Raw genomic sequence first — 14,380 nt, forward strand, 5'->3', positions numbered from 1 at the left:
TTATGGGTAACTCACACTAAGCCTATGCTTCAATCTGTGCTTCCTGATGCCGCCTCAGTCTCTACCCCTTCGCACTTGCGTTCGATCCGCGCAATGAGCGGGGGGAGCTGCTTCGTGCAGTGCTGCCGGATTTGGAGGTGCTGCCTGAGGGCGTGTTCTCAAATCGTTTGCGTTCAGTCCGCTCCATCTGCACAATCTGACCTTCATGTACAACGATGTGAAGCGAGCCAAACTCCATGTCATTCAGCTGTCCGGCAATTCGATCCATCCATACCTCATCCACTTTTAACGGCTTAGCCATAGAGCCGCCTCCTCTTCCCGGGCTGCTGCCCGCTATATGATTGACGCGTGATCATCCGTCCGACTTATAATTCATTCTTATCCAACCCATATACTTGGTTTATACATTAGCAGGGCTTCCATTAGCTGTCAATCTGTATTTTTAAGAAATGTAAATGAATGATATTGAACTCGTGAGAACTTCCAAAAAGGCTGGAAAGAGGGCCGAAATTCGGACCCTCAACTACTTCTCTGAAACCGTTCTGTGTCCCAGCCAGCTCTTGAGCAGCAGCGTTGCCAGAGCCAGGATCAGTAATAAGGAAGCGACAGCGAACGATGCCGAGAACTGGTACTCGTTGTATAAAATCTCGACATGCAGCGGCAGTGTATTCGTCTCTCCGCGAATATGTCCCGACACCACCGATACAGCTCCGAACTCGCCCATCGCACGGGCATTACACAGAATGATGCCGTACAGCAGCCCCCACTTGATGTTGGGCAGCGTGACATTCCAGAAGATGCGCCATCCCGAAGCGCCGAGCGTAACTGCTGCCTCCTCTTCCCTCGTACCCTGATCCTCCATTAATGGAATGAGTTCTCGTGCCACAAAAGGAAAGGTAATAAACAGCGTTGCGATGATGATACCAGGCAAGGCAAAAATAATTTTGATATCATGCTCTGCCAGCCACGGACCAAACCAGCCATTGGAGCCAAATACCAGTACAAAGATCAACCCGCCCACCACTGGCGAGATGGAGAAGGGAAGATCAATTAACGTGATCATGATTCCCTTTCCCTTGAACTGGAACTTGGTGATGACCCAGGCTGCAGCTACACCAAATATCGTATTCAGCGGTACGGTAATCGCCGCTACCAGCAGTGTCAGCTTCAGGGCAGACATGGCATCCGGTTCGGTAAGAGCTGCAATATAGACACCCCACCCTTGCTTCAGTGCTTCCATCATTACAATGATTAGTGGCAAAATAAGCAGCCACAGCAGTACCAGACTTGCCAGTCCGATCAACAGCCATTTGACCCATGGAGCTTCCGTCGTTGCACGGTTTGGCCCCGGACCGGTTCGCACTTGGGGAGCAGGCGTTATTGGAACAGAACCCGCCATCATATGTACCTCCTTTTGGTTTAAGGTTGGCTTATTACGCCTAAGCCCGGCCTGCCTTCCTGCTCCAGCGCTGAAGGGAGTTGATTACCAGCAGCAGGACAAAAGAAACCAGCAGCAGCAGCAAGGCTACAGCCGTAGCTCCTGCGTAATCAAACTGCTCCAGCTTCGCCATAATCAGCAGGGGTGCAATCTCCGTTTTCATCGGCATGTTGCCTGAGATAAATACGACTGATCCATATTCCCCAATGCCTCTGGCAAAAGCAAGTGCAAACCCGGTCAGCAGCGGCGGGATCAGGTCCGGCAGCAATATCGTCCGAAAAATGCCCCATCTCCCTGCTCCCAACGTCGCGGCTGCCTCTTCCACTTCGGCCTCCAGCTCTTCCAGAACCGGCTGTACCGTACGTACAACAAACGGAATGCCGATAAACATCAGTGCCAAGGTAATGCCTGCCTGCGAATACGCCAGCTTGATACCCAAAGGCTCCACCAGCTGCCCTATCCATCCATTTCCGGCATACAGAGCCGTAAGGGCAACACCTGCCACTGCAGTAGGCAGGGCGAATGGCAGATCAATGACCGCATCAAACAGGCGCTTGCCTGGGAATTCGTATCGGACCAGCACCCAAGCCAGGAGCAGCCCAAGAACCAGATTAATCAAAGCAGCGACTCCTGCCGTCAGGAAGCTAACCTTGAAAGAAGCAAGCACCCGGGGGTTACTTGCTGTCTCAATTAACGTGGACCAGGTCAGGCCCGTGGAGTTAAAGATCAACGCTGTCAGTGGAATAAGTACAACCAGGCTCAGGTAGAACACACTGTACCCCATTGTCAATCCGAAGCCCGGCAGTGTGCGTCTCCGGGCCACCATCACCTTGCTCATGGACGTTCATCCTCTCTGCCTTCAGCCGGTAGGGCTGGTTGGCCGCTTACATGGCGGTGAGCTCTATTTGTATCCAACATTAGCTGCCTGGAACGTAGATCTGGTCAAAGATCCCGCCGTCGTTAAAGTGTTTGGCCTGCGTATCCCGCCAAGTGCCAAATACATCATTCAGGGTAAACAATTCAACATCCGGGAATTGGTCTTTGAATTTCTCCTTCACGCTATCCAGCGTCGGGCGATAGTAATTTTCCGCGGCAATGGTCTGCCCCTCTTCGCTATACAGATACTTCAGATAAGCGTCTGCGACCTCGCGGCTGCCTTTTTTGTCTGCATTTTTATCCACGATCGCTACAGGTGGTTCAGCCAAGATACTAACGGAAGGAACAACGATATCGAATTTGTCCGGACCCAGCTCTTTTACCGATAAGAACGCTTCGTTCTCCCAGGCCAGCAGCACATCACCGATACCACGTTCAACAAATGTTGTCGTAGAGCCACGAGCCCCGGAATCAAGTACAGGTGCATGCTTGAAGAGTTCACTAACGAATTCCTTCGCCTTCTCCTCATCATTGTTGTTTTTCTTCAGTGCATATCCCCATGCCGCCAGGTAATTCCATCTTGCTCCACCGGACGTCTTCGGATTGGGGGTAATCACCTGGGTATCCCCTTTGATCAGATCATCCCAGTCCTTAATGCCTTTCGGATTGCCTTTGCGTACCAAAAATACAATGGTTGAGGTATATGGGGAGCTGTTGTGCTCGTATTTATCCTGCCAGCCCGCATTAATCAGCCCTTTATCCTCGATCGCGTCGATATCATATCCCAATGCCAGTGTAACGATATCTGCGTCCAAGCCATCGATCACGGAACGACTCTGTTTACCGGAACCGCCGTGTGACTGCTTGATCGTCACTTCCTGGCCTTTTTCTTTTTGCCAATACGCTGCAAACGCCTTGTTATATTGCTCATACAGCTCCCGCGTCGGATCATAGGATACATTCAGCAGCTCGATGGCTTTGGCCGTTTCCTTACCGCTATCCTGCTCTCCCGATGTTCCTGCTGCACTGGAACCGCTGCTCTCCGCGCCGCACGCTGCCAATACCCCTGTTAATACCAATGCCAGACCAACCAGAATACCCTTATGAATTCTCTTTTTCATAAACAACACTCCCCCCAGAATGGTTCTGCAATGACTACCTCAGGCAGGCTGAACAGTATGGAACGCACCGAAAAAGAACAAAAGACGGAGGAACCACCAAGCACACTTCTCCCTCACAAAGTCATGCCGACCCAAGGCCGTGTATGCTTCATCCAGAAATGATGTGCTGCGGTGTTCCTCCGTCGATACGGTTAGAACGTTATTCTGTTCAAATTACTCTTCTCTGACTGTAATGACTGCTGCCGCAATAGTTAAAGCAATCATTTTTATTATTCCTACCTGTTTAGTAAGTTATATGCATATCATAAGGGCAGCCCTCTGGCCTGTCAAACGTTTTTTCCGATTTGTTCCGGATTTCTATTCGATTGACATGGAATGAAAAATGGACAACAGGATGCCCCTGTTGTCCTCGGATCAGGCAGAATAACGGATTAACATTGAATCTTGCTATGGTAGCCGCAGCTTATGCTTATCTCCTATTTTCCGGCGTAATGAATATTGGGTACCGGTGGCGTGCTCATGCCTTCACCCAAATAAAAACCGGTGTGGGGTGGTTGATTATAGGCAACATTTTGCCATGCGATACCAAGACGATACACCGGATCATGCATCAGGGTATAAATCCGCTTGTCCGTGACCGCAGTTGTGGTGTAAATCCGCAGCGCAGAGCTATCGCTTGTCCGCCATACCACCTCTTCCCTCCAGTCCCCGAACAGGTCAGCCTGCAGATTCGGTGTGGATTTTGTACCGTTATTGGAGGAGACACCTGAAGCTGTCAGCAAATTAACCGTTTTGCTGTTGGCATAGTCCCACTTATCGATTCGGTTGCTGTCCAGCAGTTCCCGCAGCAGATCTCCATCCCACCAGATGCCAAAATTCGTGGATGAAGGCAAGGTTGTTCCAATCTTCTGTCCTTTGGCTGTATACAGACCACCGTCTGCCCAAACCTCAGCCCCCTTATATCTCGGGTCGATATCCGCTGCCATGCCGCGTCCGATATCCTTTGTTGTAGGTATGCCCCAGATCAGCTGCCCTGTACGTGCATCACGGAATTCAACTCCCGCATTGGACGGGGTCTCATGAACCTGAAATACCTCCAGCCCGGCACGGTCGGGGTCCAGGTCACTTAGATGCATGGCGTCGCCATGATGAAGCCCTGTCGTGTACAACCCTTTTCCGTTATCATCCACCGCCATGGCACCATAGATAATCTCATCCTTGCCGTCGCCATCCACGTCCGCTACGCTCAGATTATGATTTCCCTGACCGGCATACCCGGCATTGCCGGATGTATTCGAATCGAATGTCCCACTGCTTCGTCAGCTGCCCATTCCGCCAGTTGTAGGCTACAAGCACCGTACGCGTGTAGTATCCACGTGCCATGACCAGACTTGGACGTTCTCCATCCAGATAGGCAATCGCTGCAAGAAAGCGATCAACCCGGTTGCCATAATTATCTCCCCAATCGGATACGTTGCCACGTGCCGGTTCATAGTTCACTGTGGACAGGGCTTTGCCCGTCTGCCCGTTGAAGATGGTCAGGAATTCCGGTCCGGATAGAACGTATCCGCTGGAATTGCGGTAATCCTTGCTGGCATCGCCAATGACCGTACCGGTGCCATCCTTGCTGCCATCAGCCGTTTTCATCGCTACCTCTGCTTTGCCGTCGCCGTCCAGGTCATACACCATGAACTGGGTATAATGAGCACCTGCGCGGATATTTTTGCCGAGGCTAATTCGCCATAAACGTGTCCCGTTCAATTTATAGGCATCGATAAATACTTCACCGGTATATCCACTCTGAGAGTTATCCTTGGAGTTGGAAGGGTCCCACTTCACGATTAGTTCATACTCCCCGTCGCCGTCCAGATCACCTGCACTGGCATCATTGGCGCTATACGTGTAAGCCACCCCATCCGGTGTTGTCCCGCCCGCCGGAATGCTGAGGGGCACAGACAGGTAGTTGTTTCCCCATACACTCGCAGCTGCCGAAGCTGCCTGCTCGGTTCCTCCCACTACGGCCCGAACCGTATATTTCGAACTGCTTGTCCCACTGGCATCCTGAAGGTTCGTACTATTGGTTATGGGGGATGCGTTCACTTTGGTTCCATCCCGATATACATTGAATGAAACATTGGATCCTTCCGTACCCAAAAGACGCCAGCTGACAAACACACCCGTACCTGTCTTTACCGCAACCACCCCACGGTCCAGGAACTCCATCTGACGCGTACCCGCCGCCTCGGTTACCGGTGTGTTCCCCAGTCCAAACGCAGTCGTCAGCATGGCTGAACTTAGCAGGGCTATTCCGGCAATTCGCAGCGTCCTTCTCCAAGACAATCGATTCAACATAGAATAATAGCCTCCCCAAATGGAATTGGTAAGCCCGTTGTCCCTTTAGCGTCATCTTTATGTAAGCGCTTTAATATTTTCATTCTAAATTAAACATTTAATTCCATCTATAGGTCTAAATTAGTAATTTCGTGTCGTAAGGACTTTGATTTTGTATTCTTTGGGATACGTTGAACTCTTCGGATAGGTTGAATTATAAAAAAAAAAGACCATGCTGGATTAGGCCCATGCATGGTCTTGAGTTCATTGGATTTGAATTTGCTTATTGCAGCACTGCAGCTTATACCACAGGCGTAATGCATACCGGACGTGACACTTCGAGCTTGAATCCATTGTGCGTCAGGCGCCCGTCTTCCCCATCCATTTGAAATGCAACAATATTGTTGCTATCCTGATTGGCCACGAGCAGAATGCCGCCTGGCAGCAAATTGAAGTTGCGAGGAGTCTGACCGATGGTCGACGTCCATTCCACGGCTTCCAATTTTCCGGATTCTTGATCAATATGATACAGCACGATGCTGTCATCGCCGCGGTTGGAAGCGTACAGGAAACGGCCGCAAGGGGATACACGAATATCTGCAGCTGTTCCTTCTCCCGAATGCCCCTCAGGCAGTGTGGAGATATGCTGCTGCGAATTGAACTCACCTCTCCGCTCATCATACATGAATGCGGTAACCGTGTTGCTCAGCTCATTAATGACATATGCCCACTTCCCACTCGGATGGAAAACCAAATGTCTTGGACCAGAACCAGGGGGCTGATTCGTTTCGCGGTGTGTGACCAGCCTTCCTTCTTCCATACGGTAAACAATAATCTGGTCGAGCCCAAGATCACATACGACCGCATACTGTCCGGACGGGTCCGGCTGTATGGAATGAGCATGAGGTCCTTCCTGACGATCATCGTTCTTCCCTCTGCCTGTATGTTCAACCAGTGCGCTCATCTCTTCAAGCGTCCCTTGATCCCCTACCGGGAATACATTCACACTCCCACTGCTGTAGTTCGAAGTCAGAACCCATTTGCCGTCCTCGGTGACCGACACATAACAAGGAGAAGCCCCTTTGGTCAGTTTGCGATCCATCAGATGCAGTTCGCTCGTTGCCGTATCCCTGCGATATACCAGCACCTCTCCCTCATCGGTTTCACTCGCAACGTACAGACAGTTAGCATCTGGACATAATGCGAGATAGGATGGGTTGTCTACACCCTCTGTGTGACTGACGATTCTCATCTCACCTGTATCTGCATCCAGTGCGCACAGCACAATCCCTGGTTGATCCGCTGATGCATAAGTTCCTGTATAGAAAAAGGTTTCATTCGCAGCTGTTCGTTCCATATCTCTCATCTCTCCTTCTCTTTTCCAATTCTACGTCTATCTCTCTTCATGAGTCGGTTCATGCTCTGGATTGATGTTTCCACTATAATGTACTTACCCAATTCAACGGCTTCTGCTTCATCGGAACAGACGCAACGTTCTCAAGATCATGATATTTCTGTGAACGCTTGCATATTCGACATTGACTCCCCCATTCTCCCTCACCATAATACAAGTATGAGACCTTACAACCGTACAACCACACTGCGCAAATCTGCCGGATTCCCTATGCAAAAACTCGTTGTACTGCCTGATCCGCTGCTCGAAGAAGCAGCTCGATACCCAGTAACTGCAGGGCTGTACGTTACGGATATCGGATATTTCCATGAAGCGGAGCATCATTACCGGGATCGGCCTCAAGGATGTGACTCCCATATTCTCATGTATTGCGTACAAGGAACAGGATGGTACGAATTAGATGGCAGCAAACCACAAGTTGTACATGCAGGTGACCTGGTCATCTTGCCTGCATATATGGCCCACGTTTACGGGGCTAATGCGGCAGAACCCTGGAGCATCTACTGGATTCATCTGCGCGGCGAACACGCTTCTACCTATATTGAACTGCTCCTGGCCAATAAAATCTCTGCCATCGCTCCTTCCAAAGCCCCCAAATGGCTGGAGCTGTTCCATGAATGCTATGATGCACTGGAAACCGGGTACTCCCTTCAAGCCATGATATACGCTTCGCAGATCACAGGCTATATGCTCGGCATGCTGGCCTATGGTCAGGGAACAGGGGTCAGCATGATCAGCAGCAAACGAGCGGCAGAACAATCGGTCCAGTATATGCTGGAACATCTGGAGCGCGGTTTGACGTTAAAGGAGCTCGCCGCACAGGCCCAGCTATCGGCACCCCATTATTCACAACTATTCAAGCAGGCAACCGGACATTCACCCATAGACTATTTCCTGCGACTCAAAATCCAGCATTCCTGCCGCTATCTTGATTTTACGGACTGGACCGTCAAACAGATCAGCACTGAGCTGGGGTTCAAGGACCCTTATTATTTCTCACGACTGTTCAGCAAAATGATGGGACGTTCACCCACGGAGTATCGCAACAAATCCAAGGGTTAGTTATGCATTCCCTTGTTACTTGAAACAAAACGAATCATCTGTTGGAAAAATGCAGCAACCTTTTTTAGACAAGGGTCGTCTATAGGGGCAAATAGCTTTTATACAAAGGGACTCCCTAGAAAAGTGAGGCGATTTCAACATGAAAAAAAATATACTAGCCACTATTACTGCCGGAGCACTGCTCACACTCTCCCTGAGTGCTGGCCCGATTAACGCTGCTCAAGCCCATTTTACTGACCTTCAAGGTATTGCAGGTGCTGACAAAATTGAAGCTCTGCATCAGGATGGATTGATCAAGGGAGTGAGCGACAGCTTGTTCAAACCGGAACAGCAATTAAATACCGCACAAGGAGTGCAGCTGATTACCGATGGTCTCGATCTGAACCTGGATGCGATTCGTTTTATCAAACAACCGCTCCCGAGTGATACCTTCAGCAACGTCAAAGACGGTGTATGGTACAGCGATGCCTTCGTTCGTGCCCAGTATAATGGAATTCAGATGGCCAAGGACATCGATCCGGCTGCAGAAATGACACGCGAACAATTCACTCTGTTCCTGATGAAGGGGATCGAAGCCAAAGGCGGCCTGCCGATGATTAACATCAAACCGGTAGACATTACAGATGAACAGGAGCTTACTCCGGAATATCAGGGTGCGGTTCAGCGCTCGCTGGTTCTTAAAATCAACACGCTTGATGCGGATGGCAACTTCAATCCGAAGGAAACCATTACTCGGGCTGAAGCGGCAGTAATGATGTACAATGCCATCGAATACATGGAAAGCTTCCATGCTCCGCAAATCCCGGAAACACCTGAGAAATAATAATTGCAATGAAGAAATGGAAATGATGGGTGGCTGAGCTACCCAATCCTTCCAGCTAAAGCAAATAGCCGCATGCTCCCTAGGGGGCATGCGGCTATTTTAATACGAATATCTCTTAGAACGAACCCCTAACGACGACATCAGTCAATGGTAAACGACCTGCCGGGCGAGCCGGTTGTGCCGCTTTACCTACTGTGATCAGCATGATAGGAATGTAACGAGGAGGAATGTTGAATGTTTCAATCAGTTGCTGCGGGTTGTAACCACCCATTGGGCATGTATCATAGCCAAGGGAACGCGCAGCCAGCATAATGTTTTGCGAAGCCAAAGAAGCATTGCGGATCGCTTCGTCGCGAGCCGTTTGCTGGCTTTGATAAGCACCGTTGATTTGACCAACCAACGCGTCGCGAATTTCAGGCTTCAAGTAGCCAGCTTCAACAGCCTGATCATAGATGACCGCATTGCGATTGGCTTCGAGGTCTCCGAGTACAGCGATTGTAACGGAGCTTTCTGTGATTTGACTTTGACCATAAGCGATCGGCAGCAATTTAGCCTTATCCGCTTCGGATTCAATCACAAGGAATTTCCAGTGCTGCAGGTTCCATGCAGACGGAGCTTCAGAAGCTGCAGTCAGGATCGCAGTGAGATCCTCCTCTGGCATAACAAAGCCAGCTTCATATTTCTTGACTGAATGACGTTCGTTAATGACGCGCAGTGTTTCATTGTTTTCAATGCTGGACATTCATCCCACTCCCCAAAGTTGTTTTTATTATATCTAATCATTTCTGTTGTTTCATTTATGTTCGCAAGGCCATATCAAGTGATCTCTACGAGATACCCACCTTCCGAAAATAACATCAGCGCAGACGATCGCACCCATCTGTGTTCACGTTATGCCCGGAATCTCCTGAAACATCCATGAATCTCATTTCACCGGGACAACGTGCATGCCAATTAACCGTTCGACGACAATTCATTCTTGGACGAAGAGCATGCTTCCCCATTTCCGATACGATGCTTCACATCCTCAATCGATATACTGTCGAAATAGGAAGTTAGCGCTTCCTCACCGCCATCATAGATGCTTCCCATGACATCCTGCATGTTAGAGGAGACGATGCAATTGGAACCGGACTCTCCGGAACACCAATTGGGTCCAAGTGAACCTCCGGCAACCAGACGGTACAACTCTCCAAGCTTGATCTCTTCACTCGGACGACTGAGCAGGTATCCGCCGTGAGCACCTTCCTTGGTGGTCAGATAACCATTCTTCCGCAGCACACTAAGAACCTTGCGTACTCTCGCCGGGTGCGTACCGACGCTATGGGACAGGTCTTCACTGTTCGCCATGCACTCATCCTTCATGGACAGAAAAACCAGACAATGGACGGCAATGGTAAATTCACTGTTCATCACTTACTCCCTTCCCGGCAGCAATCACCGATGTGCTTCAACACAAGGTAAGTTCAACTGTTATTATAGGAATAACAGTTATGTTTGTCAACTTCTGTTCCCCTGTGCAACCAGGCCCAGGATTCCCTATAATAGCAGCTATTTTCGTCCTCAAACAGAACAAGGTCATTTTACGAAAGTAACCGCGATTCTATACAAAACGAACAAAAAAAGTGAGCCAATCGCATCGCGAATGGCTCCAAAAAGATAGACATATGAAAGGGCTTACGACATCATTATAATCGGTATCTCTCAATTTGAAAACGCTTTTTTTGTAAAGAGAAGATTTTCCTCGATTTTTTTTATTTTACAAGGCAGCTTGCAAAAACTAATGACATTAGTTATATTACTAATACCATTAGTTTTAGGAGGCCGATCGATGAGATTAACTCGTGAACATAACGTTATTCAGATTTCCTTTCTCCCTCGTCTTTTCCCTGTGAACGTCTATCTTGTGGAAGAAGATGATGGTGTAACCGTCATTGATGCGGGGATGCCATTTAGTCTGAAGGGGATTCTTGCTACCGCCGAGTCCCTTGGTAAACCGATCACCCGGATTATGCTGACCCATGCCCATGGCGACCATGTCGGTGCGCTGGATGGTCTCAAGGAGGCCGTCCCTTCAGCAGAGGTCTCTATCTCCAGCCGGGATGCCAGGCTGCTGGCCGGAGATGCTGCCCTGCTTCCGGGAGAACCCCAGACCCCGGTACGCGGCAGTGTGCCCAAAGGCATCCGCACCCGTCCGGACCGGCTGCTGGAAGACGGCGATCGCATTGGTTCCCTGATCGCCATTGCTTCTCCAGGCCATACGCCAGGGCATATGGCCTTCATGGATACGCGCAGCCGCGTGCTCATTGCCGGCGACGCGTATCAGCTGCATGGCGGCCTCGCCGTCTCCGGCCGCGTGCGCCCGCTCTTCCCGTTCCCCGCGCTTGCGACGTGGAACCGGGAACTGGCTCTGGCCAGCGCGAAGCACCTGGCCGAGCTGGAACCGTCCGTGCTGGCGGTAGGCCACGGACGGATGCTGCGCCAGCCAGCGGCCGCCATGCGTGCGGCTGCGGCTGATGCGGAGCAGCGGCTGCGCCCTGCCGGGGGGCACCTGTGAGCCCGCGGCAGGGGCTGGATCGCGGCACACTGCTAAGTGCCGCGGCTCAGCTTGCTGACAGCGACGGCTTCCAGGCGCTGACGCTGGCCGCACTGGCCCAGCGGCTGGACGTGCGCTCTCCGTCGCTGTACAACCACATCAGCGGGCTTCCCGGGCTTCGCCAGGAACTGGCGCTGATGTCTGTATTGCAGCTCAGCCAGGCACTTGCCACGGCTGCCGCTGAACGCACGGGCGACGAGGCCATACAGGCCATCGCCGCAGCTTATATCGGCTTCGTCCGCCAGCATCCAGGGCTGTACGAAGCCTCGTTCCACGCTCCGGATATCCATGAACCGGAGCTTGCCGCAGCCAATACAGCTACGCTGGACATTCTGCTGCATGCATTGCAGCCCTACCCGCTTACCGAAGCCGAAGCGCTGCATGCGGTGCGCGGATTAAGGAGCCTGTGCCACGGCTTCGCATCCATTGAAGCCCAGGGCGGGTTCAACATGGATTTTGATTCCAATGAGAGTCTGCACCTGACCGTCCAGGCCTTCCTTAATGGGCTGCAGCATTTGCATCAGGACTGACTCTGCCCCGTAAACTTCTAAAAAATCGTAAACATATGAAAAAGGGATGCAGCACTACACTGCATCCCTTTCTACCTTCTGTCGTTTCTCTTCGAACGGTATTTCTCTATGGCCACACATGCTCTTCGGCTTGAACATCCTTCAGAATCTGTTTCATGACAGGCACATACACCTTCCAGTAAAACATATCCGGTATTTCTTTTCGATTCGGTGTAAGCCACTCTCTGATAACATCCCATCCCTTGATCCTGCGCCAGAATGAGTAATGCTCCATCTCTCCGAATGAACCTGTCATATAATACGACTGATACTCTCCATCATTACGAAGGATGGCTGGAAAATCACCTGGAATACCGGCATTAACCAGCTTCTGACGTCCTTCTTGAGTCAGGCTCGTTTTGTATCTTGCCAGTATCGTTTCTGGCGAATCCGGCACGACCACATCGAACCAGCTGGTATATTGGAACTCCTGCTGGATGCCGCTCCACTGCCTGCCTTTCTCCGTAAAAGACAGCTTGATCTCTGCTGTCTGGACATCCTTGCCGCCACGCAGCACGATGACCCGGCCATCGTCATGCACCAGGAGAATGCCCTTTCCGGAGTACGGCCAAGCCTGCCCTGCAATACGCTCATAATCCATGCGTACCTGTTCAGGCACTTGAACTCGGCTCTGCAGATTGGATATGTATTTCCCCCGCCATCCGCTGCTCTTCAAGCCCAGAATGGGATGAAGCTGCTCCCTGACGTTATCCGACGTCCATAAGGATTGTGTATTATACTCTGCAACGACGGCGACCCCTCTGCTGGCAGCTTCGCGAATTTTAAGGGCATCATAAACGGTTAACCCTGCGGGCTCCTCGACCTTCTTCGTTCTGAGACGAACAGAAGGTGCAGCATTTGTTTTAGATGAAGCCAGATAGATCAGATCGGTTTCAGTGACTTCGTCCGGAAGTTTTTTCGTTATTGGGGAAGCATGCTCTAGGAGGTTAACCTCATCCTCATTTTCGTCATAAACGTATCGTTCTCCGGTCTTCTGTACAATCTTCTGTTGATTCAACAGCCAAACCAGGCCCTTATATCCCGGAGAAGGTGCATTAGCATTCGTTTTGTCTATAATCATGATGTTCAGCAGCACTGGTGCTTGAGATTGCCACCAGATCCAGGGGACAACCAGACCGACCGATATCACTGTCAGACAAGCCAGCAACCATAAGGTTAGCGGCCTGTGGTTTCTTTTCATGCTGTGTCTTCCTCCCAGGGTGTCTTGCTTGCTCTCTTAGTGCATCGAATATCGCGTGTAATTACCTGATTTGCCCTTGCTCGCATAAATGCACCTGCTTTGGACAAAATAGTACAAATTTTCAATACAAACTGTGTTCATCTCGTTATACCGTATTCGGGCAAAATGATGCACTAAGCATTCTATCGGCTTTCTTGGTTTGTGATATAATAGAATCTATATATAGAAACAATAAATTCTATGATTTGTTTGATGATCCGGATGTCCGGAACATATATTATTCCAGAAAGAGGGATATTTCCGTGGCTCAAATCAGTCCGTCTTACCTTCAGATCGGTGCAACCCTGGGTATGCTTATCATGGCATTGCTTGCCATTTTCATCCGTTTGAAAGCCAGTCACAGACCGGTGACCATACGCAAAATTCTGATTCCCCCACTGGGCATGAGTACCGGATTTTTCATGTTTGTTGTACCAGAGACGCATTTTCCGTTATGGTGGGCCTTAATTGCATTTTTGGTTGGCTGGTTCATCTTCTCGTATCCTCTCATTCGCAGTACCCGGTTTGAAAAGGTAAACGAAGAGATATTCGCGACCCGTTCCCGCAGCTTTGCCTTCATTCTGCTTGGGTTGCTGGCGGTACGTCTGATCCTGCATGAAGTCATTCAGCAGTACGTCACCATTCCGCAAACCGGTGGATTGTTCTTCCTTTTGGCCTTCGGCATGATCGTGCGCTGGCGGGTATATATGTATAAACACTACAAAGAAGTCGTTGCTGCATCGGCTTGAGCTTACGCGACGAAGTCAAAATAAAAGACACGTTCTCGGCATTGAACTGCACCCCAATTGTTAGACATTATCAACAATTGGAGGTGCAGTTTTTCTATGGCTAAATTTACAAACGAACAAAAAATGGATGCAGTTATTAGATATCAAAGCAAATCGGAAAG

At 50.2% G+C, this 14,380-nt stretch carries 13 protein-coding genes and 1 pseudogene; 5 read left to right on the forward strand and 9 right to left on the reverse strand.

Features of this window, described 5'->3' with window-relative positions:
- Window positions 1-61 precede the first annotated feature (61 nt).
- The 6 genes and pseudogenes from GUA98_RS25635 to GUA98_RS25660 all read right to left on the reverse strand — a co-directional run bounded on the left by GUA98_RS25635 (window position 62) and on the right by GUA98_RS25660 (window position 7,123).
- Window positions 62-301 carry a YezD family protein gene (locus GUA98_RS25635; protein ID WP_095291770.1) on the reverse strand — a complete coding sequence of 80 codons (240 nt, stop codon included), beginning with the start codon at window positions 299-301 and terminating at the stop codon, window positions 62-64.
- 222 nt (window positions 302-523) lie between these two features.
- Window positions 524-1,399, reverse strand: coding sequence for a sulfate ABC transporter permease subunit CysW (gene cysW / locus GUA98_RS25640; RefSeq protein WP_193724816.1), 876 nt, complete (start codon window positions 1,397-1,399; stop codon window positions 524-526).
- Window positions 1,400-1,439: 40 nt separating this feature from the next.
- A complete protein-coding gene (gene cysT, locus GUA98_RS25645) occupies window positions 1,440-2,276 on the reverse strand; it encodes a sulfate ABC transporter permease subunit CysT (protein WP_193724817.1) in 837 nt (278 codons plus the stop codon).
- Between the two features lie 79 nt (window positions 2,277-2,355).
- A complete protein-coding gene (locus GUA98_RS25650; protein ID WP_193724818.1) occupies window positions 2,356-3,435 on the reverse strand; it encodes a sulfate ABC transporter substrate-binding protein in 1,080 nt (359 codons plus the stop codon).
- A gap of 476 nt (window positions 3,436-3,911) precedes the next feature.
- Window positions 3,912-5,721 (reverse strand): annotated as a pseudogene (locus tag GUA98_RS25655) (rhamnogalacturonan lyase).
- A gap of 346 nt (window positions 5,722-6,067) precedes the next feature.
- On the reverse strand, window positions 6,068-7,123 hold the full coding sequence (locus tag GUA98_RS25660) for a lactonase family protein (RefSeq protein ID WP_193724819.1): 1,056 nt from the start codon (window positions 7,121-7,123) through the stop codon (window positions 6,068-6,070).
- A 216-nt stretch (window positions 7,124-7,339) separates the two neighbouring features.
- Here GUA98_RS25660 and GUA98_RS25665 point away from each other — a divergent pair, with 216 nt between their 5' ends.
- Together GUA98_RS25665 and GUA98_RS25670 are read left to right on the forward strand one after the other, a co-directional pair.
- A complete protein-coding gene (locus GUA98_RS25665; protein WP_193724820.1) occupies window positions 7,340-8,242 on the forward strand; it encodes an AraC family transcriptional regulator in 903 nt (300 codons plus the stop codon).
- Between the two features lie 139 nt (window positions 8,243-8,381).
- On the forward strand, window positions 8,382-9,065 hold the full coding sequence (locus tag GUA98_RS25670; protein WP_193724821.1) for an S-layer homology domain-containing protein: 684 nt from the start codon (window positions 8,382-8,384) through the stop codon (window positions 9,063-9,065).
- Between the two features lie 115 nt (window positions 9,066-9,180).
- Here GUA98_RS25670 and GUA98_RS25675 read toward each other — a convergent pair whose 3' ends face one another.
- Both GUA98_RS25675 and GUA98_RS25680 read right to left on the reverse strand, forming a co-directional pair.
- Entirely contained in the window at window positions 9,181-9,807 is a 627-nt protein-coding gene (locus GUA98_RS25675; RefSeq protein WP_193724822.1) for a nitroreductase family protein, read from the reverse strand.
- A gap of 212 nt (window positions 9,808-10,019) precedes the next feature.
- On the reverse strand, window positions 10,020-10,478 hold the full coding sequence (locus tag GUA98_RS25680; RefSeq protein WP_095361548.1) for an Rrf2 family transcriptional regulator: 459 nt from the start codon (window positions 10,476-10,478) through the stop codon (window positions 10,020-10,022).
- Between the two features lie 418 nt (window positions 10,479-10,896).
- On the opposite strand from GUA98_RS25680, the gene GUA98_RS25685 reads away from it, so the two are divergent.
- A complete protein-coding gene (locus GUA98_RS25685) occupies window positions 10,897-11,622 on the forward strand; it encodes an MBL fold metallo-hydrolase (protein WP_193724823.1) in 726 nt (241 codons plus the stop codon).
- Window positions 11,619-12,191 carry a TetR/AcrR family transcriptional regulator gene (locus GUA98_RS25690; RefSeq protein ID WP_193724824.1) on the forward strand — a complete coding sequence of 191 codons (573 nt, stop codon included), beginning with the start codon at window positions 11,619-11,621 and terminating at the stop codon, window positions 12,189-12,191. The genes GUA98_RS25685 and GUA98_RS25690 overlap by 4 nt, the downstream gene beginning before the upstream one ends.
- 106 nt (window positions 12,192-12,297) lie before the next feature.
- Here the strand turns inward: GUA98_RS25690 and GUA98_RS25695 are convergent, their stop codons facing one another.
- Window positions 12,298-13,431, reverse strand: coding sequence for a hypothetical protein (locus GUA98_RS25695; RefSeq protein ID WP_153976701.1), 1,134 nt, complete (start codon window positions 13,429-13,431; stop codon window positions 12,298-12,300).
- 302 nt (window positions 13,432-13,733) lie between these two features.
- Between GUA98_RS25695 and GUA98_RS25700 the strand changes: the two genes are divergently transcribed.
- Window positions 13,734-14,219, forward strand: coding sequence for a CcdC family protein (locus GUA98_RS25700; RefSeq protein WP_176476192.1), 486 nt, complete (start codon window positions 13,734-13,736; stop codon window positions 14,217-14,219).
- Window positions 14,220-14,380 lie beyond the last annotated feature (161 nt).

The organism is Paenibacillus sp. P13VS (assembly GCF_015143645.1).
Taxonomy (GTDB): domain Bacteria; phylum Bacillota; class Bacilli; order Paenibacillales; family Paenibacillaceae; genus Paenibacillus; species Paenibacillus xylanilyticus_A.

Coding starts and splice junctions, on each gene's coding strand:
- GUA98_RS25635 (WP_095291770.1), bottom strand. CDS start 301: ATGGCTAAGCCGTTAAAAGTGGATGAGGTATGGATGGATCGAATTGCC.
- cysW (WP_193724816.1), bottom strand. CDS start 1,399: ATGGCGGGTTCTGTTCCAATAACGCCTGCTCCCCAAGTGCGAACCGGT.
- cysT (WP_193724817.1), bottom strand. CDS start 2,276: ATGAGCAAGGTGATGGTGGCCCGGAGACGCACACTGCCGGGCTTCGGA.
- GUA98_RS25650 (WP_193724818.1), bottom strand. CDS start 3,435: ATGAAAAAGAGAATTCATAAGGGTATTCTGGTTGGTCTGGCATTGGTA.
- GUA98_RS25660 (WP_193724819.1), bottom strand. CDS start 7,123: ATGGAACGAACAGCTGCGAATGAAACCTTTTTCTATACAGGAACTTAT.
- GUA98_RS25665 (WP_193724820.1), top strand. CDS start 7,340: ATGAGACCTTACAACCGTACAACCACACTGCGCAAATCTGCCGGATTC.
- GUA98_RS25670 (WP_193724821.1), top strand. CDS start 8,382: ATGAAAAAAAATATACTAGCCACTATTACTGCCGGAGCACTGCTCACA.
- GUA98_RS25675 (WP_193724822.1), bottom strand. CDS start 9,807: ATGTCCAGCATTGAAAACAATGAAACACTGCGCGTCATTAACGAACGT.
- GUA98_RS25680 (WP_095361548.1), bottom strand. CDS start 10,478: ATGAACAGTGAATTTACCATTGCCGTCCATTGTCTGGTTTTTCTGTCC.
- GUA98_RS25685 (WP_193724823.1), top strand. CDS start 10,897: ATGAGATTAACTCGTGAACATAACGTTATTCAGATTTCCTTTCTCCCT.
- GUA98_RS25695 (WP_153976701.1), bottom strand. CDS start 13,431: ATGAAAAGAAACCACAGGCCGCTAACCTTATGGTTGCTGGCTTGTCTG.